Origin of the sequence: Pseudoalteromonas ostreae (assembly GCF_018069805.1) — a bacterium.
In the GTDB taxonomy this organism is placed as follows: Bacteria; Pseudomonadota; Gammaproteobacteria; order Enterobacterales; family Alteromonadaceae; genus Pseudoalteromonas; species Pseudoalteromonas ostreae.
In genome coordinates this window covers 115220-137573 of sequence record NZ_JAGPYN010000014.1, presented here as the reverse complement: position 1 = coordinate 137573, position 22354 = coordinate 115220, and the positions used below count along the sequence as shown (strand labels likewise).

Genomic DNA, 22354 nt, shown 5'->3' with positions numbered 1-22354 from the left:
TCGAACCCCTGTTACCGCCGTGAAAGGGCGGTGTCCTAGGCCTCTAGACGATGGGGACACATAAATGTATCACTAGGACAATTGATTAGTTAGACTCACATCATGAGCTTTTAAGGTAATTGCGATTAATACAAATTAAGACTCGAGCTTAATTTGTTCGCTATTTTCTCGGTTAACCCGCCTTTAACTTATAAAAGTTAAGTGGCGTCCCCAAGGGGATTCGAACCCCTGTTACCGCCGTGAAAGGGCGGTGTCCTAGGCCTCTAGACGATGGGGACACAGAAAACTGCTACCCTAGGACAAACACTTTAATAAATTGGTGGAGCTATGCGGGATCGAACCGCAGACCTCTTCACTGCCAGCGAAGCGCTCTCCCAGCTGAGCTATAGCCCCAATTTATTTTGCTAAACACTTGCGCAGTTAAACCGTGCTGTGTATCGCTGAGTGCGGGGCGCATTCTATGCAGCCACCAAAATAATGTCAACATTTTTTTCAGTAACTTTCTTTAAACGGTTTAATTTTCAACAAACTGAATAATGAATAAACCGCGATGCTCAAAATACATGCAAGGGAGCTGTTTCAAAACAAAAATTAGGACTGAAAGGCGCACAATCTAGATTAACTGAGGTGAAATATACTCTAAAACATCAAAACAATAAGGTATACATTTATATGCAAAATAAAGTCGGAGTCTTTTCTTGTTTTTCACAACAACGTTTTCATCACCAAGTAAAACGAATTTAAGATGAACATACTAGCAATTAACTGCAACACCCCTACTCTATTGTCAGTTATTTATATGATCACAGAGGCTCCATTAGTTACAGTCGGTGTTTTATATCAATCGTATTTAACTAACGGTATTTGGATTTTTCAATGCGATTGACTATAACCTTCCTCCCTCATGATTAAAAAACAAATCCGCTTTTGACTAACAGGCACCACTAGCTATTAAAGTATTGCATTAAATAATGAGTAAATTGATTGCACATATAGATTGAATGTAAGTAAATTGGCTATAAAACAATCTCAATCTTACTTCATTGATTATAAAACCTGCATCTAAAACATTTTTCCTCATTCAAGTGTTGACACATTTACAACTCTATCTATAATAGCGCCCCACAACAACGCAGCAATGAGTTGTTGTTTAGATGTGGGTGATTAGCTCAGTTCTAAGAAAAGAGAGCATCACCGCTATTTACAAGTAACGGCGAGGTTCACTGGTTAAAGTCCAGTACTATTTATTTTAATAGTAGCGTTTTAATTTATATGTGGGTGATTAGCTCAGTTGGGAGAGCATCGCCCTTACAAGGCGAGGGTCACTGGTTCAAGTCCAGTATCACCCACCACATATAGAACCTGTTATTATATTAGTAGTTGCATGTTTTAAATTTTTAATATGAGTCACAAGCTCAGTTGGAAAAAAGAGAGCATCACCGCTATTTACAAGTAACGGCGAAGTTCACTGGTTAAAGTCCAGTACTATTTATTTTAATAATAGCGTTTTAATTTATATGTGGGTGATTAGCTCAGTTGGGAGAGCATCGCCCTTACAAGGCGAGGGTCACTGGTTCAAGTCCAGTATCACCCACCACATATAAAACCTGTTATTATATTAGTAGTTGCATGTTTGTAATTTGTAATATGGGTCACAAGCTCAGTTACAAGAAAAGAGAGCATCACCGCTATTTACAACTAACGGAGAGGTTCACTGGTTAAAATCCAGTACTATTTATTTTAATAGTAGCGTTTTAAATTTGTAATATGGGTCGTTAGCTCAGTTGGGAGAGCATCGCCCTTACAAGGCGAGGGTCACTGGTTCAAGTCCAGTACGACCCACCATTATTAGAATGGTGCATATTACAAGATATCTAAATGGGTGATTAGCTCAGTTGGGAGAGCATCGCCCTTACAAGGCGAGGGTCACTGGTTCAAGTCCAGTATCACCCACCATTTAGATATAAAACTTTACGGGTCGTTAGCTCAGTTGGGAGAGCATCGCCCTTACAAGGCGAGGGTCACTGGTTCAAGTCCAGTACGACCCACCATTTATAAAATGGTTATCGTAAAGTTTAGTAATTGATTATTTGGGGTCGTTAGCTCAGTTGGGAGAGCATCGCCCTTACAAGGCGAGGGTCACTGGTTCAAGTCCAGTACGACCCACCATTTAATCAAAATTATATGTGGGTGATTAGCTCAGTTGGGAGAGCATCGCCCTTACAAGGCGAGGGTCACTGGTTCAAGTCCAGTATCACCCACCACATATAAAACCTCACGTTATATTCTTTAATCGATAAATAGCTCAGTTGAAATTTAATCGATAAATAGCTCAGTTGAAAAAAACATCGCCACCCTTCACAAAGAATGGCGAAGGTCACTAATTCAAGTCCAGTATCACCCACCACATATAAAACCTCACGTTATATTCTTTAATCGATAAATAGCTCAGTTGGGAGAGCATCGCCACCCTTCACAAAGAATGGCGAAGGTCACTCGTTCAAGTCCAGTATCACCCACCACATATAAAACCTCACGTTATATTCTTTAATCGATAAATAGCTCAGTTGAAAAAAACATCGCCACCCTTCACAAATAATGGCGAGGGTCACTGGTTCAAGTCCAGTATCACCCACCACATATAAAACCTCACGTTATATTCTTTAATCGATAAATAGCTCAGTTGAAAAAAGCATCGCCACCCTTCACAAATAATGGCGAGGGTCACTGGTTCAAGTCCAGTATCACCCACCACATATAAAACCTCACGTTATATTCTTTAATCGATAAATAGCTCAGTTGAAAAAAACATCGCCACCCTCACAAATAATGGCGAGGGTCACTGGTTCAGTCCAGTATCACCCACCACATATAAAACCTCACGTTATATTCTTTAATCGATAAATAGCTCAGTTGAAAAAAGCATCGCCATCCTTCACAAATAATGGCGAAGGTCACTGGTTCAAGTCCAGTATCGCCCACCACATATAAAACCTCTTAGTAATTCTGTTAAAAATAAAACTCAAAAAGCCTCTAAACACGCTAATTCTTTTCCAAACCTGAAACTCTTTTAATATGTTCCTTGATGAATAATTAAGTTTGAAAAGCATCAACCTAGGCGCTTTACAAAGCTAGGGTCTCCTATCACTATAAAAATCCTCAAGCAATAACTAGCGCTACCTAAATTTGGATAATCAAGCTGCTTTAAAACCCATAACTGATCAAACAAACGAAGTCTGCGTATTAAATTTTAAATTCCCTTGTCAGCGACTAGACTGTTTATTATAGTCTCTGATACGTTCACATGGTCACAAGTCTAATGCCAGCAAAGATTTTTTCTAATGCAAAAATACTTATAGTTGAAGAGCAACCTCTTGCTCAAAGCTATATGAAACAGTCGCTCGAAAAACTTGGCTTTCGACAGCTGCGCTTTGCTGAACATGCAAATTCAGCTAAAGAGCAGTGCACCAGTGAACAGTTTGATCTGATTGTTTGCTCTTTTAATTTGAGTAAGCACCAAGATGGTTATCAGTTATATGAAGAGTTACGGGCTAAACGTCTAATAAAGAACTCCACTGGCTTCATTTTTATTTCTGCTGAGACTAGCGGCTCCCTTGTACACAGTGTTTTAGAGCTGCAACCTGATGATTTTTTAGTTAAGCCATTTACAATATATGATCTTAAAACGCGTATAGAACGAATTTTACTGCGTAAAAACCATTTACAAACAATATATAATTTTATTGACGATGGTAATGACTCTAAAGCACTAAAGGAGATCAACACTGCACTTGATAAAAAAGACAATGCATATAGCGCAATATTATTACGTTTAAAAGGTGATGCCCTACTTCGCTTAAAACGTGCAGACACCGCAAAAGTATTCTTTAAATCTGTTCTCGATATCCAAAAGTTCACATGGGCAAAGGTAGGTTTAGTTGAAGCGTTAATTGCTAATAACGAGCATATTCTTGCACAAAAAATGCTAAAAACGATGCTACAACGTCATGAAACACGATTAGTCGCACTCGATTTACTTGGTAAACTGGAAATTAAATTAAACCAATTTGAATTAGCGCAAAACTTTTTAAGCCAAGCTGTTGATATTGCGCCGCGTAATATAGATCGTCAAAAATCACTTAGCCATGTATCGCTGATCAATCATGATTATGAAAAAAATTATCTAACACAAAAAGATATCGCCAACTTTGCCAAGCATTCTATTCACGATCACCCTGACGTATATTTAAATGCGGCACGTGCTGGTATCGATTTTGCCTTAACGACAGATCAAAGCGATCAGATTCAACGGATTTCAAGACAAACTAATAAATACTTAACTGATTTAAAAAGTCAATTTCCAAATAGTCACAATCAGGCGCAAATAGATGTTTTAAATGCCCGTTTACATTATCTAAAAGATGAACATCAAAAAGCGAAAAAGCTAATCGAACAACTCGATGATGACGATAGCCACATTCGCTCTGTCGATGGCGCACTTGATAAAGCAAAGGCATTTCATGAGCTGGGTTTTCACCACAAAGCGCAATCATTATTTAACCAAATTATCAGTCATTGTGAACGTCATCCAACCGTGAGTGATGCTGTTTATTTACGTTATATACAACAGCAACAAAGTGAACGTCGTGATATAAAAATGGGCCCTAAAGAGCTGAATAACCATGCTGTTACACAGTTTAATCGTGGACAATTAAATACCGCTCTTGAAGCGTTTACACAAGCATTTAGAGTAATGCCTCGTAATCCTAGTATTGCTTTAAATTTATTGCAATGCCTATTTGATAGTTCCAAGAAAAATGGCCAAACCTTGAACCTAATAATGGCAAAAAAGTGCTATGCGTTACTCAATACGACAACATTGGACAACGAACAGCAACAACGCTTTAATAAAATAGTACAACAAGCCACGAGTATGGGGCTAACACTCGCTAATATAGAAGAGTCCGGTAAAACCAAATAAGAATGAGGAATACGAAATTCAAAATATCGCTGATAAGCGGTGGTATGACTTTTAAAATCCAGCCTTACAGGAATCGCATCATGTAAATGCAGTAAGGCATTGGTTATTGTCAATTACGAGCTAATAAATTACACCTTCTTCAATGAGACCGCGTTTATACAATAACGCAGACCAGTTGGCATTGGTCCATCAGGGAAGACATGACCTAAGTGCGCATCACATACATTACATACAGTTTCTATTCTTTGCATACCATGAGTCTTGTCACCATTGTAAGCAATCGTGTTTAGTTGCGCGGGTTGAGTAAATGATGGCCAGCCAGTGCCGCTATCAAATTTTTCATCACCATCAAATAATAAGTTATCACAACATACACAGGCGTACTTACCAGGTTCAAACAAGGTGCAGCTATCTGAGCTGTGTGGGCGCTCTGTGCCTTTATTACGAGTTACATAAAAGGCTTCTTCGGTTAATTGTTCACGCCATTGCTGCTTGGTTTTTACCACTTTACGGCTCGGCTCAGGGTTGCCATGAGTGGCAAAGTTTAAAATATCATTCCAATTCAACATAGCTGACCTCATTGAGTAATGATGGGTTTAATTCAATTATAATTGACTGTTCTTCATGCTCTGTAAAAAGACCATTAAAGTAATACATAAGTTCAGTTTTAGAAGCGATTGAGCATTGTCACTGCTCTGTGGAAAAAACAGTCGTTACCTAAATTACTTACTTGCACTTTTTCCATCGGTTTCAGGATCAGGCCAATCATTAAAAAACACCGTTAAATAACGACTTTTTGCTAAATATAATAATACCCATAATACCGTCACCATTTGCAGCGCTAAAAACATCGAAAACTGATAATAACTATGAGCGGCTTGAATAATCAGCCAGCTTAAATCTATCGCTGCACATGCTAATAATGGCCACCGCATAAAACGCCACATTCGCGCTAACCATGCTGCACTGTCTGCGCTTTTTTGTGGCCTGCGCAAACAAAAAATTACGGCAGGAATAATGGCTATTGCACCAATAGCCAACGCACTGAAAAAGTCAGCTTTAGATCTAAACACTAATGACATTAAATCAAGCTCAGGACGCCTGCTCAGTGCCGCAATGATCCAAATAAAGTAGGCACGAAGTAATACCAGTAAACTCAAATGAAACGCGATTGGAGTGCGATAGGTGCCATATTTGTCCCAATACTCTGGTCCATAACGCTTCATAACTGGTTTTTCCTCTCGGCTACTACGCCAAGTAATATGAATGCAGCCACGGCTGTAACACCTAACCAGCGCACACCAAAGAACATCAGTAACTGGCTTAGTAATGGAGTGACAAATACTACTAACAAGCCAAAACCAAACCCGGTTACCAGTACAAATGCACATACTCTGAGTATAAAGTGGCGCCTTGCTACAAAGCGTTTCGTGGTTTTGATAATCTCATTTGCATACAAAGACACCAAACACACCACCAGTAACAATGCGATATTATATAAGTAAGGCTTTAGCCACTGACCAAAGGTCAGTGCTAAATTCTGAAAAAGCGTAATAATGCTATCCATTATGTTGCGCCAGTAATGCAATTAAGTCATCTTCGGTCAGTATTTCAATGCCTAAATCTTGTGCTTTTGTGAGCTTAGAACCGGCTTTTTCTCCCGCTATTAACGCATCGGTTTTAGCTGATACACTACCCGAAACTTTCGCCCCTAACTGCTGCAAGCGTGCTTTTGCATCATTTCGATTAAGCTCATTCAAAGTTCCTGTTAACACATAAGTTAAGCCTGCTAACGGTTGTGAATCTTCACTTGGCGGCGTGAGTTCTGGCCAATGAATACCCAGCTCCAGCAAGGCAGTTACGACATCTAAATTATGTTGCTCAGCAAAAAAACCACGCACATGCTTGGCTACAATTTCCCCAACATCACTAACTTCGACTAACGCTTCAGTTGTTGCCGCAGTTACTTTATCTAGCGTTAAAAAGTGATTAGCTAAATTTTGCGCCGTCGCTTCACCAACTTCACGAATACCTAATGAGTATAAAAACTTGGCCAACGTCGTTTGTTTTGCATCATCAAGTGCAGCTACTAAGTTTTTCGCCGATTTTGGCCCCATGCGCTCAAGCGATTCAAAATGTCCTTGTTTAAGTATGAATAAGTCTGCGGGCGTTTTAATGAGCTCTCTGTCCACCAGCTGTTCAACAATTTTATCGCCTAGGCCATCGATATCGAGTGCTTTGCGTGAAGCAAAGTGTTTGATCGCTTCTTTACGCTGTGCTTGGCACACCAGGCCTCCTGTACAGCGCGCTACGGCTTCGCCTTCAATGCGTTCAACATGGGAGTCACAAATTGGACAAGTAGCCGGAAACTCAATCTCTTTGGCATCTGTTGGACGGCGCTCTAATACCACTTGAGTAATTTGTGGGATCACATCACCAGCACGGCGAATGATCACAGTATCGCCAATTTTTACACCCAAACGCTCTATTTCATCACGATTGTGTAACGTTGCATTTGAAACCGTGACACCACCAACAAATACTGGCTCTAAACGAGCCACAGGGGTAATTGCGCCAGTGCGCCCGACCTGAAATTCAACATCCAGTAGCTGAGTGATTTCTTCTTGCGCAGGAAACTTATACGCAATGGCCCAACGCGGAGCTCGCGCCACAAAACCTAACCGCTCTTGTAGTGCTTTGTTATTTATTTTGATCACCACACCATCAATTTCATACTTCAAGCTGCTGCGGCGCTCAAGTATATCTTGATAGTAATCCAAAGCAGCTTGCTGGCCTTCGACTAATTTTGTTTCCGGGCAAAGTGGTAACCCCCAGTCAGTTAGCTTAGCCAATTGCTGGTAATGATCACTTGGTAATTCACCATTTGTCACAACACCAATACTGTAGGCATAAAACATCAAAGGTCGCTTGGCGGTGATTTTTGAATCGAGTTGACGCAAGCTGCCTGCAGCTGCATTACGTGGATTAACAAATACTTTGTCGCCATGCTTTTCGGCTTCAGCATTAAGTTTGTCAAATCCGGCGCTATTCATGAACACTTCACCACGAATTTCAATTTCCTCGGGAAAGTCATCGCCACGTAATTTTAGCGGTACATTACGAATCGTTTTAACGTTAGTGGTAATATTTTCGCCGGTGTGCCCGTCGCCACGCGTTGCCGCCTGCACTAACACACCATTACGGTATAAAATCGACACCGCTAAACCATCAAGTTTTGGTTCGCAGCAAAAAGTTAGCTCTTTATTATCCATCAAACGTTCTTTAATGCGGCGGTTAAAGGCACTGAACTCTTCTTCACTAAAGGCGTTATCAAGTGACAACATAGGCACTTGGTGTGTTACTTGTTCAAACTTAGCAAGCGGCGCACCGCCTACTTTCTGGGTCGGTGAATCAGTACTCAAGTACTCAGGGTTTGCTACCTCAAGCGCACTTAATTGTTGTAATAAACGATCATACTCAGCATCAGGAATACTTGGTTTATCAAGTACATAATAACTATGATTGTGATCTTCTAACTGCTGACGAAGTTGCGTTATTTGCGCTAATACTAAAGTGGACATACTGACCTCAAAAAACATAAAAAAGCCACTTAAACGAGTTATCGCCAAGTGGCTTATAAAATTCTTAATTAATTAACTGTATATTGCAGGTGATTAAGCTGAAAAGCGTCTCACTTTTTCAACATAATTGCGCACACTATCAACGGTCATTTCTTCACGTTGTGAGTCTAAAATAACAGCGCCAAATTCATCTGCTAACTTTTTAGCCGCACTGTGCAACATATTAAATGCAGCAAGCCCGTCACCATCACACGGTAAGGTCATAAACAAGCTAATTCCAGCGGTGCTAAATTGTTCTATATTATCTATATCAAAAGTACCAGGGTTATACATGTTCACTAATCGAAACAGCACAGGGCCTAGTCCAGCTGGGTCTAAATGGCGATTAAAAAAACCTTCTTCAGAGTACTTAAAACCAAGTGTGTTTACAGCTGGCAATAGTTTGCTGCCTTCCATACTCAAGCCTTCAGGCATTTGAATATGCACAATAATAAAATCACTAGCTGGCGGTTGCTCTGGTTCATCCTCTATGCTTACATCTGATGCAGTAGTCACATCATCAACCTCAGCGGCAGGTTCGTCCTCTGACACTGCAAAAGAGTGTGGTTGCTTTTCATCAGCACTGAAGCTTAAATCCCCAAACTGCGGTTCATCACGCTCAGTATGAGATGCTGGCTCAGCTACGCTTTGACGCTCAGTAGGCACTTGTTCTGCAGGCTCAACACGCTCATCATTAGTCGCAGCGGGTGCATCTTTTTTACGAACTGACCATAGGCCATGTATTAATAATCCACCAATGACAATTACGCTGATAATGATTAAAACCCATCTTAATTGTTCGGCCATCCCCTCACCTTTTATTATTTATCTACTCAAATATTAATATTTATGCATGTGCCATTTGCACCGCTTGTTCAATATCAACAGCAACCACACGCGAAACGCCCGGTTCAGCCATTGTTACACCCGTCAACCTGCCAGCCATTTCCATGGCAATTTTATTATGACTGATATAAATAAATTGCACCGATTGTGACATTTCTTCCACTAATCGGCAAAATCGCCCAACATTCGCATCATCAAGTGGTGCATCTACCTCGTCCAGCATACAGAACGGAGCTGGATTGAGCCTGAATATTGAAAATACCAATGATAATGCGGTCAGCGCTTTTTCTCCACCACTTAAAAGGTGAATTGTTGAATTTTTCTTGCCCGGTGGGCGTGCCATTATACTAACACCACTTTCCAGTAAGTCATCACTGGTTAATTCAAGATATGCACTGCCGCCGCCAAATACTTTAGGGAATAACTGACCAAAATCGTGATTTACTTGATCAAAAGTCATTTTAAAACGCGTTTTGGTTTCGCGATCAATTTTTCCAATTGCACCTTCAAGTGTCGTCAATGCTTTGCTTAAATCCTCTACTTGACGATCTAAATACTGGCTACGCTGCTGCGCTTGTTCAAACTCATCAATCGCCGCTAAGTTCACCGCGCCCAAGTCACTTAAACTTTGTCCTACTTTATTAAGCTGGCCTTGATAAGTGTTTATATTGGTGTTTTCAGGGAGCTGTGCCAATACTTCTTTCAAGTTTTGCTGTAACTCACCCAGAGGTTCAAGAGCCGCCTGTGCTTTAATTAATAAGCTCTGCTCTTCGAGGGCAAGTTGTTGTAATTGTTCTTGTAAAAGTACCAGCTCCCCCTGCGACGCTTTAAGCGTTGTTTGTTTATCTACAAGAGCTGTTTTAGCCTCCGTCAATGCACTTTGCAAATTTTTGAGTTCAATGTCACTTTGTTGATGTTGATCCAGCAATAATATTATTTGCTCTGCGACCTCTTCTAATGGGATCACCAACTCTTCAATTTGCGCGGTTAACTCACTGACAGCTTCACTGGCGGTTTCGCTGGCGGTCGTTGCATGCTGTAATTTAGTGTCACTGAGTTGGCATTCACTGCGCGCTTTTTGTTCACTTAGCGTCGCCTGATGGGCAAGCGTTTTATAGTGTTCAAGCTGAGCGTTTGCCTGTTTATATTGCTCATCAGTGTGTTGCTGCTGCACTTGAGCATCATTAAGCGCAACACTTATTTCATCACGCTGTTTTGCCACACTTGCTATATGTTGCTGTTGTTCAGCCACTTTATTCTCTATGCTCGTGTGTTCAACGTTTAACTGGTGTAGCTTTGCTTGTAATTTATGTTGTTGATTCTGAAACTGCTGTAATTGCTCTTTGAGCATATCGCGACGAGTGCTTCCTGAGGCCACTTGTTGAGCAAGCTGATGTACCGCTGCTTTTAACTCTTCGCTTTGTGCCTTCAATTGCTCACAGATTTGCTGTTGTTGTGTAAGCTTATTGCTTTGTATAGCTAGTTCGTCACTGAGTTGAGATGCTAACTGCGTTGCTTCGGCCAACTGTTTATGTTTGATCAGCAACGAATTTTCTGCACTTTTACTGGCTTGTTGATACCAATTGCGGCCCTGAATATTACCTTGGCGATCAATCACTGCAAGCCAATACTGATCCGCTAAATCATTATGAGCAAAATTATTTTTATACTTAATGCGATGTAATAAATCAGGGTAAACCCCTTGCTCTATAAACACCGCTAATGAGCTTTGCGGTGCGGTGTCGGTAGTTGGCCATACTCCGTTAGGTGTTGCTGTAGATGTCACATTTAATTGTTCAAGCCCTTGTAATGCTTGTTCAACCACATGCTCAAATCCAGTACGTACAACTAACTGTGCCAAAACGTCGCCACTACCTTGCGCTGGAGTATCTGCGAGTATTGTATTCAAGCCTGCTATTTTGGCTTTATTTTCGTTTTGTTGTTGTGCTAGTGTTTGCTGTGCATCTTGGCAGGTGCGTAACACGGTTTGAGCTTGTTGATGATTACTATTTACTTTGTTTAAGGCAGTTTGTTTTGCAGCTAATTCTTGCGTTAGTGACTGCATTAACTGCTGCTGTTGCGCTACTTGTTCAGCAATTGGATTTTCTGCCAGCTCTATTAATTCGCTTTCTAATGCCGTTTGCTGGTTTTTAATATAGTGCAAATTTTGCAGCTGTTGATCGGCTATATTTTGTTGCTTGCTATATTGCGTATTAATAGCCTGAAACTGTTCATTAACTCTTTGCCAATCCGAAGCACTGCGCTGCTTGACACTTTGCAACTGTGCCGCCGCGTCGGCCATCTCAGTGACTTGTTCTGTACATATTAAAGTATGTTCAATTGCCTCTTGTAACGCATTTTGTAACTCATCAGTATGGTCTTTTTGCTGTTGTTGCAGCTGCTGATTTTGTAACTGCAACTGTTGTTGTTTGATCAGGTTGTGACTAAACGCTTGTTGCTGTTGTTTTAAGTTTATTTGCTGTTGCTCAGCACGAGTCAATTCAGTGTGCGTTTGGTGCTGGGCTTGCTGCGCATCATTGAGTTTTTCAAGTTGCAATTGCACTTGGTTTTCAAGACTTGCTAGTACATCGTCATGACCTGAATGAGCAGTTTTAAAAAAACTAATTTGCTCATTCAACTTGGCCATTGTGTCGGCTTTAGTCACTTGTTGCTGATGTAGCTTTTGCCATTTTAAGACCGCAAGTTGCCCTTTTAAGGTGCGCTCTTGGGTTTTTAACTCGCGGTATTTTTTTGCTTCAACTGACTGCACTGCCAGTTTATCAACTTGTGCTTGTAATTCTTTACGTACATCCAGTAAACGCTCAAGGTTTTCACGGGTGCTTTTAATGCGGGTTTGCGTTTCGCGGCGGCGCTCTTTGTATTTTGAAACGCCTGCAGCTTCTTCTAAAAACACCCGTAAATCTGCCGGTTTACTCTCAATTAAACGCGAGATCATGCCTTGCTCAATAATCGCATAACTACGCGGACCAAGACCTGTGCCTAAAAATATATCGGTAATATCTCGCTTACGACATTTACTGCCATTGAGAAAATACAGCGATTGCCCGTCGCGTGTTACCAAACGTTTAATCGCCACTTGGTTTCGATCGGCAAAAGTATTCGGTAAGTGCCCTTGGGTATTATCAAAAATCAACTCAACCGACGCTTGAGAAATAGGTTTGCGATTGGTTGAGCCATTAAAAATAACATCGGTCATGGCATCGCCACGCAGATTTTTTGCAGAGCTTTCGCCAAGCACCCAACGCACAGCATCAATGACATTAGACTTGCCGCAGCCGTTTGGGCCAACGACACAGGTCATTTGATCTGGGAATGGAATTTTAGTGGGCTCTACAAAAGATTTAAAACCCGCTAATTTTATGGTGCTCAAACGCATCTAATTGGTTTACCGATTGTTATTGTTATAGCTAGAGTATCTAATTTAACCGTTCTTGACGATAAAAGTAAGTACAGGGATTAAGCTTGGCGTTTAAAATTATCTAAAATAATACCCGTTGCCATGGCTACATTGAGAGATTCTGCACCACCAAAAGCGGGGATGGTTATTTTATCTGTTACCAATGCTGTGCAAGCTTGACGTATTCCATGAGACTCACTACCCATTAACAAAACACCTTGGCCTGTAAATTGAGTTTTATGCACGCTTTTTCCATCTAAAAAAGCGCCATAAATAGGTAAGTTTAAACCGCTTAAGTACGCAGGCAACTCAACTTGGCTCACTGAGACTCTAACAAACGAGCCCATAGTGGCGCTAATAGTTTTAGGGTTATAAGCATCGGCACTATCTGTGCTGGTGACAATATGCTTGATCCCATACCAATCAGCTACTCTGATAATGGTACCTAAATTGCCTGGATCAGATACGCCATCAAGGGCTAAGATTAAACCGCTTGCCTGCGGTGCACTCGCTGTTGGCATGTCAACTATCGCAATAGCTGCATTATTACTCACTAAAGTACTTGCTTTAGTTAACACATCTTCATCAGCTTCAATCATATTTACGTGAGTAAACTGCTGCTGGAACTGCGCGATAAAGGCTGCTGTCGCAAATATATCAATAATTGTTAAACCACTTGCCAATAACTCAAGTACGTTTTTTTCACCTTGCACAAGGTATTGATTATGTTGCTTTCGGTACTTTTTTTGACCTAATGCACGAATTAACTTAAGTTGGTTTTTTGAAATCATAACAGCCTCATAAAATGACGCCGTGAGTATAACAGATATAACTAAAAGTTCTAAAATTGAAAGCTCAGTCTTTCTACCGTTAAATTAGTTGCTACCGTTGATTATGATTGATTAAAAACCATTTTTTTAGTAACTTCTGCTACTTAATAAAAGGAACTGGAAATAAAAAATGGAACCCACCACACATTCAACTGAATCACCAATCGCAACTAACCCAACTATCTTTCAAGGCCGAGTACAATTTAGCGGTCAAGCTGGCGAATTCTTTGGCATCTGGATAGTCAATATTCTGCTTAGTATTTTAACCCTCGGTATTTATTCGGCATGGGCTAAAGTACGCACCTATCGTTATTTTTATGGTAACACCCAAATCGATGGCCATAGTTTTGACTACCTAGCCACCCCAATACAAATTCTCAAAGGGCGTATTTTAGCGGTGGTGGTTTTTGTAATTTACAGCCTTGTTGTACAGTTATTACCATTAATTGGACTTTTATTCGCACTAGGTTTTTTATTGGCTATGCCTTGGATCATCAACCAAGGCCTACGTTTTAATATGCGTATGACCCGCCATCGTAACGTACGTTTTGCATTTTCTGGCAACTACGGCGACGCATTCGTTAACTTTGTACTATTGCCTATCGCCAGTGTATTCACATTGTATTTATTACTGCCTTACGCGTTAAAGCGTATGGATCAATATTTACATGAAAATATCAGTTACGGTAATAAAGCTATCAATGTGAACCTCAAAGGTGAAACCTATTATATGGCTACACTTATTACAATCGGAGTCGCAATCGCAGGCTTAGTTATCTTTGGTATTTTTGCAGGCATCGGTGGAGTAGCAATGAGCGTGAGTGACATTGATCCAAATAATATAAATATTTCTACCATAATATTTCCACTGTTAATAATGGCCTTATACATAGCATTTCTAACAATGATCAGTGCAGTTTATCAATCAATTATTCGTAACCATATTTTTAACAGTAGTGAGTTTAGCGATGTGACCTGCTTTAAATCTGATTTAAAGGCCGCAGACTACGCCATATTGTTATTCACTAATGCACTGGCAATTATTTTTAGTTTAGGCATGGCTTACCCATGGGCAAAAATACGCAGAGCTCGCCTACTCGCTAAAGCAACAGAGGTCACCATCTACAGCGGTGCCCTTTCAATTATTGATACAGCGCAACAAGAGCAATCATCATTTGCTGAAGAAGCGGCAAATGTGTTTGATATTGATATTTCGCTTACTTAAATGAGTGATTTTCCTATCACTGGCTGCTATTACTACCCTAATAGCAGCCAGCATCAACAATGCAGCGCTATTGTCACTGACGACAACCTGCAACTTATCGACGCTCAACAACAGCTTTTAGTGTCTTCATCACTCGTAAATTGCCTGTTAGAAAGCCCTTTGCCGGGTATTGCATCCGCAATCTGCTTTTCTGAAGGGGGCCGCTTTGTGCCCCAGGATATACATTTTCGCTGGCAGTTTGCTCCAGATAAACAGGGACTTACTGAACGCTTAGAAAAAAATAAAGCGCTTATTTTACTGTCAATTATCTTAACGCCACTGCTATTGTGGTTTATTTTATACCGAGGCATCCCAGCCATCGCGGTATATAGCGTAAGCTTGGCCTCACCTAGCACCGTTGAAAACATGGGAGAGCAAGCTATCACTGTGATTGAGAAAGTTGCTTTAGAGCCAACAAAGCTCAGTGAAGACCAACAATCAGCATTACAGTTACAATGGCAAACGATGCTCAAGCAGCTGAATTTAGATGCCGCTAAATTTAGACTCTCATTTTATAAATCAGACTACTTGTCAGCTAATGCGTTTGCACTGCCACATGGCCGCGTTGTTGTTACCGATGAGCTTGTTAAGCTCTTAAATGATAAGCCGGACGCACTACGCGCAATTTTATTACATGAAATTGGTCATGTTGAGTACCATCATGGTATTCGCCTGACCGCACAAGCGGCAGCCAGTAGTATTGTTCTCGCGGTTATTCTTGGTGACTTAGAAGGTATTACAGAGGTGGTTTTGGGCTCTGGATCGTCTTTTTTACAGCAAGCATTTTCACGGGATATGGAACGCGAAGCTGATCAGTATGCAATAGAGAAATTAATCGCATTAGGCTACTCTAAGCATGATTTTGCGGATGCAATTGAAGCCCTGCAAACACGCTTAGATGAAAAGGCTAAACTTGATGATAGCTGGTTAGAATACTTATCAACACACCCAAGCTCGCAAGAGAGAATTGATTATGTGAGGCAATATAAGCCGAAATGACACCTGAGTTAACGTTAATCGTTTTAGCCGCCATCATGATTGCGCTAGGGTATGGTGTTATTTACCCACGCTTTGCAGGAAATGATTTTAAAAAAGTATCGATACAGGATTTATTTGCCACAGCGATCACTTTAACCATTGCAGGCAGCCTTTATTACAATTCGTACATAGCATTTAATTGGATCTGGTTTGAAATGAATTGGTTTTGGTTCACCTTTTTAACTTATTTGGTAATTGAAATACCGGTATGTTTACTTTATGCCAAAAAGCATAATATGAAGTTCAAGTGAGATAGCTATAAACAAAAAAAGCGCCAAATTGGCGCTTTTTAATCTGCATTAAAACATATTAATACTTATGCTTTAGTGCCCATAAATGCAGTAGCTCACTGGCAATGGTGGCTGCGGCAATCGCGGTTAATTCACTTTGATCATACGAGGGGGACACTTCAACAACATCCATACCAATCATATTAATGCCTTTAAGAGCACGTAATACCTTAAGTACTTTATCTGATGTTAAGCCGCCACATACTGGCGTGCCAGTACCTGGTGCAAATGCTGGATCTAAGCAGTCTATATCAAAGGTGATGTACACCGGTAAATCACCCACTCTCGCTTTAATCTGCTCAGCAATAGTCTGCGCTGATAAATCATTAGCGGTCATCGCATCAATCACTGCAAACTCATGTTTGCTTTGGTCAAAATCAGTACGAATACCTATTTGAATGCTGTGATCAACATCAATCAACCCTTCCTTTGGCGCATGATAAAACATGGTGCCGTGGTCATAGCGAGAACCATTACTGTAGGTATCTGTGTGGGCATCAAAATGCACCAAGGCCATTTTACCAAAACGTTTAGCGTGCGCGCGTAATAAAGGTAAAGTTACAAAATGATCGCCCCCTAAACCTAAAATCGTTTTGCCTTGGCTTAAAATACCTGTGGCTGCTTGTTCAAGCTTAGCGGTAAAGTACTCAGCATCACCAACTGGGTAAGTAAAATCCCCTGCATCCGCTATTTTTAAACGCTCAAACAATTTAAACGTCCATGGGTATTTTGTTTCTTCCCACGCTAAGTGCACTGATGCACGACGAATCGCATCAGGGCCTAAACGCGCGCCAGGGCGTCCTGAGGTTGCCATATCAAATGGCAACCCTAACACCACAACATCAGCATTGATGTCAGCAATATTTTGTACCATTGGCTGGCGTAAAAACGTCATGCCATTGGAATACAATGAGTGATCAGGGTGATCAAACAAAGTGGTCATATTAAAGCTCTTCTAAATAAGTATAACCGTCTAAACCCGCTTGTAATTCATCAAGCACGCTTTGTTGCTCAGCTTGTGGTAATTTTGCAGCCACCAGCTGTGCATATGAAGATTGAAAACCTTCAACATCTAAGTGCACATAACGCATCATATCTGCCACTGTGTCACCTTGATTAATTTCTACTATACTCGCCTGGCCTTGCTCATCCATGCTGATCATCGCACTGTGGGTATCACCAAACAGGTTATGCATATCACCTAAAATCTCTTGATACGCGCCCACTAAGAAAAAGCCCATCAAATACGGTTTTTCTGCACTAAATGCAGGCACTGGTAAAGTGCTCTCAATGCCTTGACCATCAACGTAATGATCTAGTGCACCGTCTGAGTCACAGGTAATATCTAATAATACCGCACGACGTTGAGGTGCCTCAGTTAAGCCACTTAATGGCAATACCGGAAACACTTGATCGATACCCCAGGCATCAGGCAATGACTGAAACAATGAGAAATTAACAAAAAATTTATCCGCCAAACGGGCATTAAGTTCATCAATGATCGGGCGATGAAAACGGTTTTTGTTATCCATGTGTTTATTAAGCTCATAACACACACGTAAATTTATTTGCTCAGCCCAAGCGCGTTGAGTTAAATCTAATAATCCCATCGCAAACTGGTTATGTGCTTCAGCTAAATCACCTTGGCTATCATGATATATCTCAATCAATGCACGGTCGTCTGTCAGCACATGCAATTGCTGCCACGACAGCCACATGTTATTCAGCAATAACGGTGCATCTACTGCTGGCGCTTGAATTTCCTCAGGCTCATAGCTTTCAGTGCCAATCACATTAGAGATAAGTACCGCGTGATGCGCAGTTAACGCACGCCCTGACTCAGAAATAATAGTCGGGAACGGTTGCTCGTACTGCTTACAAATATCACCAATGGTGTAGACAATATTATTTGCATACTCAGCTAAGCTATAGTTCATCGAGTTGTGAGACTGGCTCCGTGTGCCATCGTAATCAACCGCTAAACCGCCACCGACATCTAAACATTCAATTTGTGCACCGAGTTTGCGTAGTTCACAATAAAAACGCGCCGCTTCGCTAACACCTAAACGTACGTCGCGAATGTTGGCCATTTGCGACCCTAAATGAAAATGCACTAACTGTACTAAATCAAGTTGATCAGTCTCTTTTAAACGATTAACAACATGTAATACTTGTGAAGCAGATAAACCAAATTTTGATTTTTCACCGCCGCTGGCTTGCCATTTTCCTTTACCCTGCGACGCTAAGCGCACGCGAATACCAATACGCGGTTTTACGTTCAGCTCTTTAGCTTGGCTTAGTACCATGTCCAGCTCAGACAGTTTCTCAAGTACGATATACACTTTATGGCCTAACTTTTCGCCAATTAATGCTAAACGCACATATTCTTTGTCTTTGTAGCCATTACAGACAATCACTGCACTGGTTTTTTCAGCTAATGCCAATACTGTTAATAGCTCAGGCTTGCTGCCTGCCTCTAAACCAAGTTGTTTCTTTTCTACATTCGCTTGGCTTGCAACAATTTCTTCGACCACTTCGCGCTGTTGGTTTACTTTAATTGGATAAACAAGCAAGTAATCTTTTGGATAACCATAGCTTTCAATCGCAGTATTAAATGCAGCACATAAGCTGTGCACGCGATGATGCAAAATTTGTGGAAAACGAACCAACGCAGGTAAACTCAAGCCCTTATCTTCAAGTTGTTTTGCAATATCAATAAGTGCGATGGTTTGCTCTGGGGCATCAGCCTTGGGCGCAACATACACATCACCTTGATCATTAATACCAAAAAAACCTTGGCTCCAATGACGAACATTGTAACTCGTGCGAGCTTGTTCTAGTGATGTTGTCTCTTTCATTTATCTTTCTCTTTTATTTGATGAATGCCTTGCGGCTGTTGCGCGCATTAAAGGAAAAATAGCTTATCAAGTCCAACAAGTATTTTTGCTCGTAACGAGTGAGTTTTAGTGTCGATAACAACGGCCCTTTTATTTGTTGGGCATTGGCGTATTTAGTACAAAAAATAGAATGCTTAAAAGGGAATATATATATAAAAGTTAGCCGAAAACGTGACTCTCAATGATAAAAGTGGCGCAGACCAAGGCCATTTGAGCATATAAATGACGACTTATACCCGTGTATAAGCCGTAGTTGCGTAGGAGATTAAATCGATGAAGTACTCAAAAACTAAAACACAAAGCGTAGGCAGTTTCTAGCCACTAATTAGCTTTATTGACTGAGCCCTAACTCCATAAACAAGCTATGTGGATTATCGGTATAATTACCAAAACTTGTACAGCGTTGAAAACCTAAATTTTCATACAGACTAATCGATTCAGCCTGTTTCGGACCTGTTTCTAAGCGGATCAAAGGGATCTCTTCTTCGCCAGCATGATGCAATAAAATTTGCATTATACGCCGAGACAAACCTTTACCACGATGACTTGGTTTGACATACAGACGGCGTATTTCACCATAAGGTACTGTGTCGAACTGTCTGACAATCGCACCACATGCAACAATACCCTCCTCGCTTTTTAAGCCAATGGCGTACACATTAGCTTGACCAAGCTCACTCACCGACAGCGATTGCGCCGTAGCTACTGGGTACAGAGAATTTATAAGCCTATCGATATCAGAAAAAACATTAATCACATCCGGATCATCAGGGGTTAAGTCGACTAACTGCATAAAAGCTCTAATTATATTTATTGTTTGATAACAAACTATACCGAATTGTTGCAAATGAACAACCCAGAACTTTGGATTTTTCATTTATTTGCTATCTTATTAGTCACAACTTTGTCGTATATCAAAATAACAACTCTTAGCTATTTTTTAAAAGTAGCAAGCACGTCAAGATAATAGTTTGCTGTGGTGTTAAACGTTAGCGCCTTTTATAAAAGTACGGGTTAAAAAATAGATTAACGACTAAAGTTTTAACGCCCTGCGTCGATAAATAATAAAGTTAACGTTAAAGGAATAACAATGAAACTCCACAATCTTGGTCAAGCACAGCAAATAGCTTTGCAAACGATGTCAGCTAATCGCGCCACGGAGTTTAAAGCCGCCGCTTCTCTTGTCGAACCACAAGATCACCTTTCAACGCTCGAAGACGCAGCAAGTACGCCCCTTTATGATCCATTTAAAGGCCGCAAACTTAATCAAGATTACACCCCCTCTTCTTATATTGGTATGAACCGTTATACAGTCACCTCTAGCACCACCATTAACATAGGTGAACCAATTAAAGAGCCGAGCTATCGCTATGGTGACTTTACAGATCCCGATGATATAAATGCTTTTTTAGATCAAGTAGACCGGCTTGAAGGTGAACATAAATTTATGTTCCAACACCTAAAACCAACACAAGAACTACTTGATTTGGTGAAAAAAATGAGTGATGAAGAGCTTGCTACATTCAGTCAATTTGTTGTTACAACATCTAGCTATCACTTTGGCATGGAGAACAACAACAGCAGTGCACAGTTAATTTCATCTTTAAGCAAACTGTCAGATGATGCCTTGAGCAGTACCCTCGCAACAATGGGGGAATTATTACAACAAGGGAATGATTATAAGAAGCCAGTGTCACCATTAGGTGAAAATGAGCATGGTAATGAAAGAGTCGAAATGATCAGTATGCCTGAAACCATAAACTGGTTTAAATCAAACTATAAGGCTAACAGTGCAAAATATGAATTGGCAAATGATTACACCAATTTATTAATAGAAAAAAACCTCAGCGAAGATCAACTTATGCAGTTAAATGACCACTTATCTGACAGTACACTTACACAAAGCAGTGGTATCATCGACATGATGAGCGTAGTTAAAAACCACCAAGCGGATGATGTGTTGGCAATGCTCAATGACGTTGATAAAGACCAAGAACCTAACTTATTTAGTTACCTTGCACAGCAAACGAATTATCAAGCCAATAAGCAGTATTACCAAATGGATAATGGTAAGTTTGTTGCACAGCAAGATAATGTTAGCTCTGACTCTAATAGACGTGAGCTTTATAATAATATCTTAAACGCCTATAACGACATTGGCATAGGCTGGATAAACGATGCGCTAGAACAATTCACAGGGAGTCCCGCACAGATCCAAAACGAATTATGGCAAACACTACTTGATGATAAAGAAAAAATGCCCGAGCAGTTTACTCGCTCAGATTCAGTTGAGGCATGGGCAATAAATAATATTGATCGGATAGAAGGCGCATTCCACGTAACACAAATGAATAAAATTTATGATTATAATAGCGAGCGACTAGTTCCTGAATTAATCGGTGATCTTACCTTTTACAGCAGTGGCAACATTCGTAGTTCAGTAGATAGTGAAGAGTCACAATCAGCTGAAAATCAACCGTAATCAAAGAACTTGCGATGCTCTGCTCCGGCTAAGTTGGCATTCACCTTATTAGGGTGTTTATACTCACGCCAGTTTGCCACATTACGGCCAACATTTAATTTCGCAAAGTCAGTATCACCTGTGTTTGGTAACCCTAGAAACTGCTTTAGTAATAATAAACTGCCCTGTTTACTTACATCAATCGATAAAAAGTCATCACGATCTTTAAAGTAAGCCAATACTGCCTGCTGATGATTACGATAATGATTTGTTAGGGTCGCTTCACACAAAGGGTGAATATTAGGGAAGGTTTGGTGAAAGCTGCGCTTTAGAACCGGGCTAAAGTGCCCTGTTTTAAGATCAAGATGTGGCGCCATTTTTTCAAGCAGCATCGTGATGGATGGCAACCATGCTTTTAGGTCTCGGTTTAAATAAATAAACTTAGCACCAGGAAATAACCTGTCTAAATGCATATAGTCGCTAAAACATGGTGCGTCAGATATAGCATCAGCCATTTCAAACGCTTTTTTAGTAAACGCGGTATGCGCAACCAACAAGCCCATATCTAACAACGCAACACTAATACTAGTAGTGCCAGTTCGAGGTAGGCCGATAATAAAAATCTTAGACATCTAACGTCACTCATTTTTAAAAGGCCGTTAGTATATACCAAGCGTGCTAGGATTCAGACATTGATACAAACTCTTCA

General features: G+C 40.6%; 16 protein-coding genes and 12 tRNA genes. 15 read left to right on the top strand and 13 right to left on the bottom strand.

Annotated features, from left to right (window positions below; translation table 11 throughout):
• Positions 1–202 precede the first annotated feature (202 nt).
• Together J7338_RS13100 and J7338_RS13095 are read right to left on the bottom strand one after the other, a co-directional pair.
• A tRNA-Glu gene (locus J7338_RS13100) sits at positions 203–278 on the bottom strand.
• A gap of 39 nt (positions 279–317) precedes the next feature.
• Positions 318–393: transfer RNA gene (locus tag J7338_RS13095), tRNA-Ala, on the bottom strand.
• Positions 394–1276: 883 nt separating this feature from the next.
• Here J7338_RS13095 and J7338_RS13090 point away from each other — a divergent pair.
• From J7338_RS13090 to J7338_RS13040, 11 genes are all read left to right on the top strand, one after another.
• A tRNA-Val gene (locus J7338_RS13090) sits at positions 1277–1352 on the top strand.
• Positions 1353–1521: 169 nt separating this feature from the next.
• A tRNA-Val gene (locus tag J7338_RS13085) sits at positions 1522–1597 on the top strand.
• A gap of 172 nt (positions 1598–1769) precedes the next feature.
• Positions 1770–1845: transfer RNA gene (locus J7338_RS13080), tRNA-Val, on the top strand.
• A 35-nt stretch (positions 1846–1880) separates the two neighbouring features.
• Positions 1881–1956 (top strand) — tRNA-Val (locus J7338_RS13075).
• 19 nt (positions 1957–1975) lie between these two features.
• Positions 1976–2051: transfer RNA gene (locus tag J7338_RS13070), tRNA-Val, on the top strand.
• Positions 2052–2093: 42 nt separating this feature from the next.
• Positions 2094–2169 (top strand) — tRNA-Val (locus tag J7338_RS13065).
• A 19-nt stretch (positions 2170–2188) separates the two neighbouring features.
• A tRNA-Val gene (locus tag J7338_RS13060) sits at positions 2189–2264 on the top strand.
• Between the two features lie 173 nt (positions 2265–2437).
• Positions 2438–2519 (top strand) — tRNA-OTHER (locus J7338_RS13055).
• A gap of 149 nt (positions 2520–2668) precedes the next feature.
• Positions 2669–2751: transfer RNA gene (locus J7338_RS13050), tRNA-OTHER, on the top strand.
• A gap of 147 nt (positions 2752–2898) precedes the next feature.
• Positions 2899–2981, top strand: a tRNA-OTHER gene (locus J7338_RS13045).
• A gap of 338 nt (positions 2982–3319) precedes the next feature.
• Positions 3320–4981, top strand: a complete 1662-nt coding sequence (locus J7338_RS13040) for a tetratricopeptide repeat-containing response regulator (protein ID WP_210797463.1) — start codon at positions 3320–3322, stop codon at positions 4979–4981.
• Positions 4982–5109: 128 nt separating this feature from the next.
• Here the strand turns inward: J7338_RS13040 and msrB are convergent, their stop codons facing one another.
• The 7 genes from msrB to J7338_RS13005 form a co-directional block, all read right to left on the bottom strand.
• Positions 5110–5550 carry a peptide-methionine (R)-S-oxide reductase MsrB gene (msrB, locus tag J7338_RS13035; protein ID WP_210797462.1) on the bottom strand — a complete coding sequence of 147 codons (441 nt, stop codon included), beginning with the start codon at positions 5548–5550 and terminating at the stop codon, positions 5110–5112.
• A gap of 153 nt (positions 5551–5703) precedes the next feature.
• A complete protein-coding gene (locus tag J7338_RS13030; RefSeq protein WP_210797461.1) occupies positions 5704–6207 on the bottom strand; it encodes a DUF2919 domain-containing protein in 504 nt (167 codons plus the stop codon).
• Complete coding sequence (locus J7338_RS13025; RefSeq protein WP_210797460.1) at positions 6204–6548, bottom strand: DUF3392 family protein; 345 nt, start codon at positions 6546–6548, stop codon at positions 6204–6206. Before J7338_RS13025 ends, J7338_RS13030 begins: the two co-directional genes overlap by 4 nt.
• Positions 6541–8562: an NAD-dependent DNA ligase LigA gene (gene ligA, locus J7338_RS13020; RefSeq protein WP_210797459.1), complete on the bottom strand. Its 2022-nt coding sequence runs from the start codon at positions 8560–8562 to the stop codon at positions 6541–6543. The genes J7338_RS13025 and ligA overlap by 8 nt, the downstream gene beginning before the upstream one ends.
• A 93-nt stretch (positions 8563–8655) precedes the next feature.
• Positions 8656–9408, bottom strand: coding sequence for a cell division protein ZipA (gene zipA / locus J7338_RS13015; RefSeq protein ID WP_210797458.1), 753 nt, complete (start codon positions 9406–9408; stop codon positions 8656–8658).
• A gap of 40 nt (positions 9409–9448) precedes the next feature.
• Complete coding sequence (locus J7338_RS13010; RefSeq protein ID WP_210797457.1) at positions 9449–12844, bottom strand: chromosome segregation SMC family protein; 3396 nt, start codon at positions 12842–12844, stop codon at positions 9449–9451.
• Between the two features lie 80 nt (positions 12845–12924).
• Positions 12925–13656 (bottom strand): RNA methyltransferase, encoded by a 732-nt coding sequence (locus J7338_RS13005; protein WP_210797456.1) that lies wholly within the window; start codon positions 13654–13656, stop codon positions 12925–12927.
• A gap of 169 nt (positions 13657–13825) precedes the next feature.
• Here J7338_RS13005 and J7338_RS13000 point away from each other — a divergent pair, with 169 nt between their 5' ends.
• The 3 genes from J7338_RS13000 to J7338_RS12990 are packed head-to-tail and all read left to right on the top strand — an operon-like array spanning position 13826 to position 16248.
• Positions 13826–14920: a YjgN family protein gene (locus J7338_RS13000; protein ID WP_210797455.1), complete on the top strand. Its 1095-nt coding sequence runs from the start codon at positions 13826–13828 to the stop codon at positions 14918–14920.
• Positions 14921–15958 (top strand): M48 family metallopeptidase, encoded by a 1038-nt coding sequence (locus J7338_RS12995; RefSeq protein ID WP_210797454.1) that lies wholly within the window; start codon positions 14921–14923, stop codon positions 15956–15958.
• Positions 15955–16248 carry a hypothetical protein gene (locus J7338_RS12990; protein ID WP_210797453.1) on the top strand — a complete coding sequence of 98 codons (294 nt, stop codon included), beginning with the start codon at positions 15955–15957 and terminating at the stop codon, positions 16246–16248. Before J7338_RS12995 ends, J7338_RS12990 begins: the two co-directional genes overlap by 4 nt.
• 58 nt (positions 16249–16306) lie before the next feature.
• Here the strand turns inward: J7338_RS12990 and speB are convergent, their stop codons facing one another.
• From speB to J7338_RS12975, 3 genes are all read right to left on the bottom strand, one after another.
• Entirely contained in the window at positions 16307–17230 is a 924-nt protein-coding gene (gene speB / locus J7338_RS12985; protein ID WP_210797452.1) for an agmatinase, read from the bottom strand.
• A 1-nt stretch (position 17231) separates the two neighbouring features.
• On the bottom strand, positions 17232–19145 hold the full coding sequence (gene speA, locus J7338_RS12980) for a biosynthetic arginine decarboxylase (protein WP_210797451.1): 1914 nt from the start codon (positions 19143–19145) through the stop codon (positions 17232–17234).
• A gap of 370 nt (positions 19146–19515) precedes the next feature.
• Positions 19516–19977 carry a GNAT family N-acetyltransferase gene (locus J7338_RS12975; RefSeq protein ID WP_149980708.1) on the bottom strand — a complete coding sequence of 154 codons (462 nt, stop codon included), beginning with the start codon at positions 19975–19977 and terminating at the stop codon, positions 19516–19518.
• A 297-nt stretch (positions 19978–20274) separates the two neighbouring features.
• Here J7338_RS12975 and J7338_RS12970 point away from each other — a divergent pair, with 297 nt between their 5' ends.
• The gene (locus tag J7338_RS12970; RefSeq protein WP_210797450.1) at positions 20275–21666 is read left to right on the top strand and encodes a hypothetical protein; all 1392 of its coding nucleotides are present in this window, start codon (positions 20275–20277) and stop codon (positions 21664–21666) included.
• On the opposite strand, the gene J7338_RS12965 is transcribed toward J7338_RS12970, so the two are convergent.
• A complete protein-coding gene (locus J7338_RS12965; RefSeq protein WP_210797449.1) occupies positions 21657–22277 on the bottom strand; it encodes a sulfotransferase in 621 nt (206 codons plus the stop codon). The genes J7338_RS12970 and J7338_RS12965 overlap by 10 nt on opposite strands.
• Positions 22278–22354: the final 77 nt, after the last annotated feature.

What these genes read in the sequence shown, in the direction of transcription:
- J7338_RS12965 (WP_210797449.1), bottom strand. Translation starts at nt 22,277, where the DNA reads ATGTCTAAGATTTTTATTATCGGCCTACCTCGAACTGGCACTACTAGT.
- msrB (WP_210797462.1), bottom strand. Translation starts at nt 5,550, where the DNA reads ATGTTGAATTGGAATGATATTTTAAACTTTGCCACTCATGGCAACCCT.
- J7338_RS13005 (WP_210797456.1), bottom strand. Translation starts at nt 13,656, where the DNA reads ATGATTTCAAAAAACCAACTTAAGTTAATTCGTGCATTAGGTCAAAAA.
- J7338_RS12975 (WP_149980708.1), bottom strand. Translation starts at nt 19,977, where the DNA reads ATGCAGTTAGTCGACTTAACCCCTGATGATCCGGATGTGATTAATGTT.
- J7338_RS12990 (WP_210797453.1), top strand. Translation starts at nt 15,955, where the DNA reads ATGACACCTGAGTTAACGTTAATCGTTTTAGCCGCCATCATGATTGCG.
- J7338_RS12970 (WP_210797450.1), top strand. Translation starts at nt 20,275, where the DNA reads ATGAAACTCCACAATCTTGGTCAAGCACAGCAAATAGCTTTGCAAACG.
- J7338_RS13025 (WP_210797460.1), bottom strand. Translation starts at nt 6,548, where the DNA reads ATGGATAGCATTATTACGCTTTTTCAGAATTTAGCACTGACCTTTGGT.
- speA (WP_210797451.1), bottom strand. Translation starts at nt 19,145, where the DNA reads ATGAAAGAGACAACATCACTAGAACAAGCTCGCACGAGTTACAATGTT.
- J7338_RS13000 (WP_210797455.1), top strand. Translation starts at nt 13,826, where the DNA reads ATGGAACCCACCACACATTCAACTGAATCACCAATCGCAACTAACCCA.
- J7338_RS13010 (WP_210797457.1), bottom strand. Translation starts at nt 12,844, where the DNA reads ATGCGTTTGAGCACCATAAAATTAGCGGGTTTTAAATCTTTTGTAGAG.
- speB (WP_210797452.1), bottom strand. Translation starts at nt 17,230, where the DNA reads ATGACCACTTTGTTTGATCACCCTGATCACTCATTGTATTCCAATGGC.
- J7338_RS13040 (WP_210797463.1), top strand. Translation starts at nt 3,320, where the DNA reads ATGCCAGCAAAGATTTTTTCTAATGCAAAAATACTTATAGTTGAAGAG.
- ligA (WP_210797459.1), bottom strand. Translation starts at nt 8,562, where the DNA reads ATGTCCACTTTAGTATTAGCGCAAATAACGCAACTTCGTCAGCAGTTA.
- zipA (WP_210797458.1), bottom strand. Translation starts at nt 9,408, where the DNA reads ATGGCCGAACAATTAAGATGGGTTTTAATCATTATCAGCGTAATTGTC.
- J7338_RS13030 (WP_210797461.1), bottom strand. Translation starts at nt 6,207, where the DNA reads ATGAAGCGTTATGGACCAGAGTATTGGGACAAATATGGCACCTATCGC.
- J7338_RS12995 (WP_210797454.1), top strand. Translation starts at nt 14,921, where the DNA reads ATGAGTGATTTTCCTATCACTGGCTGCTATTACTACCCTAATAGCAGC.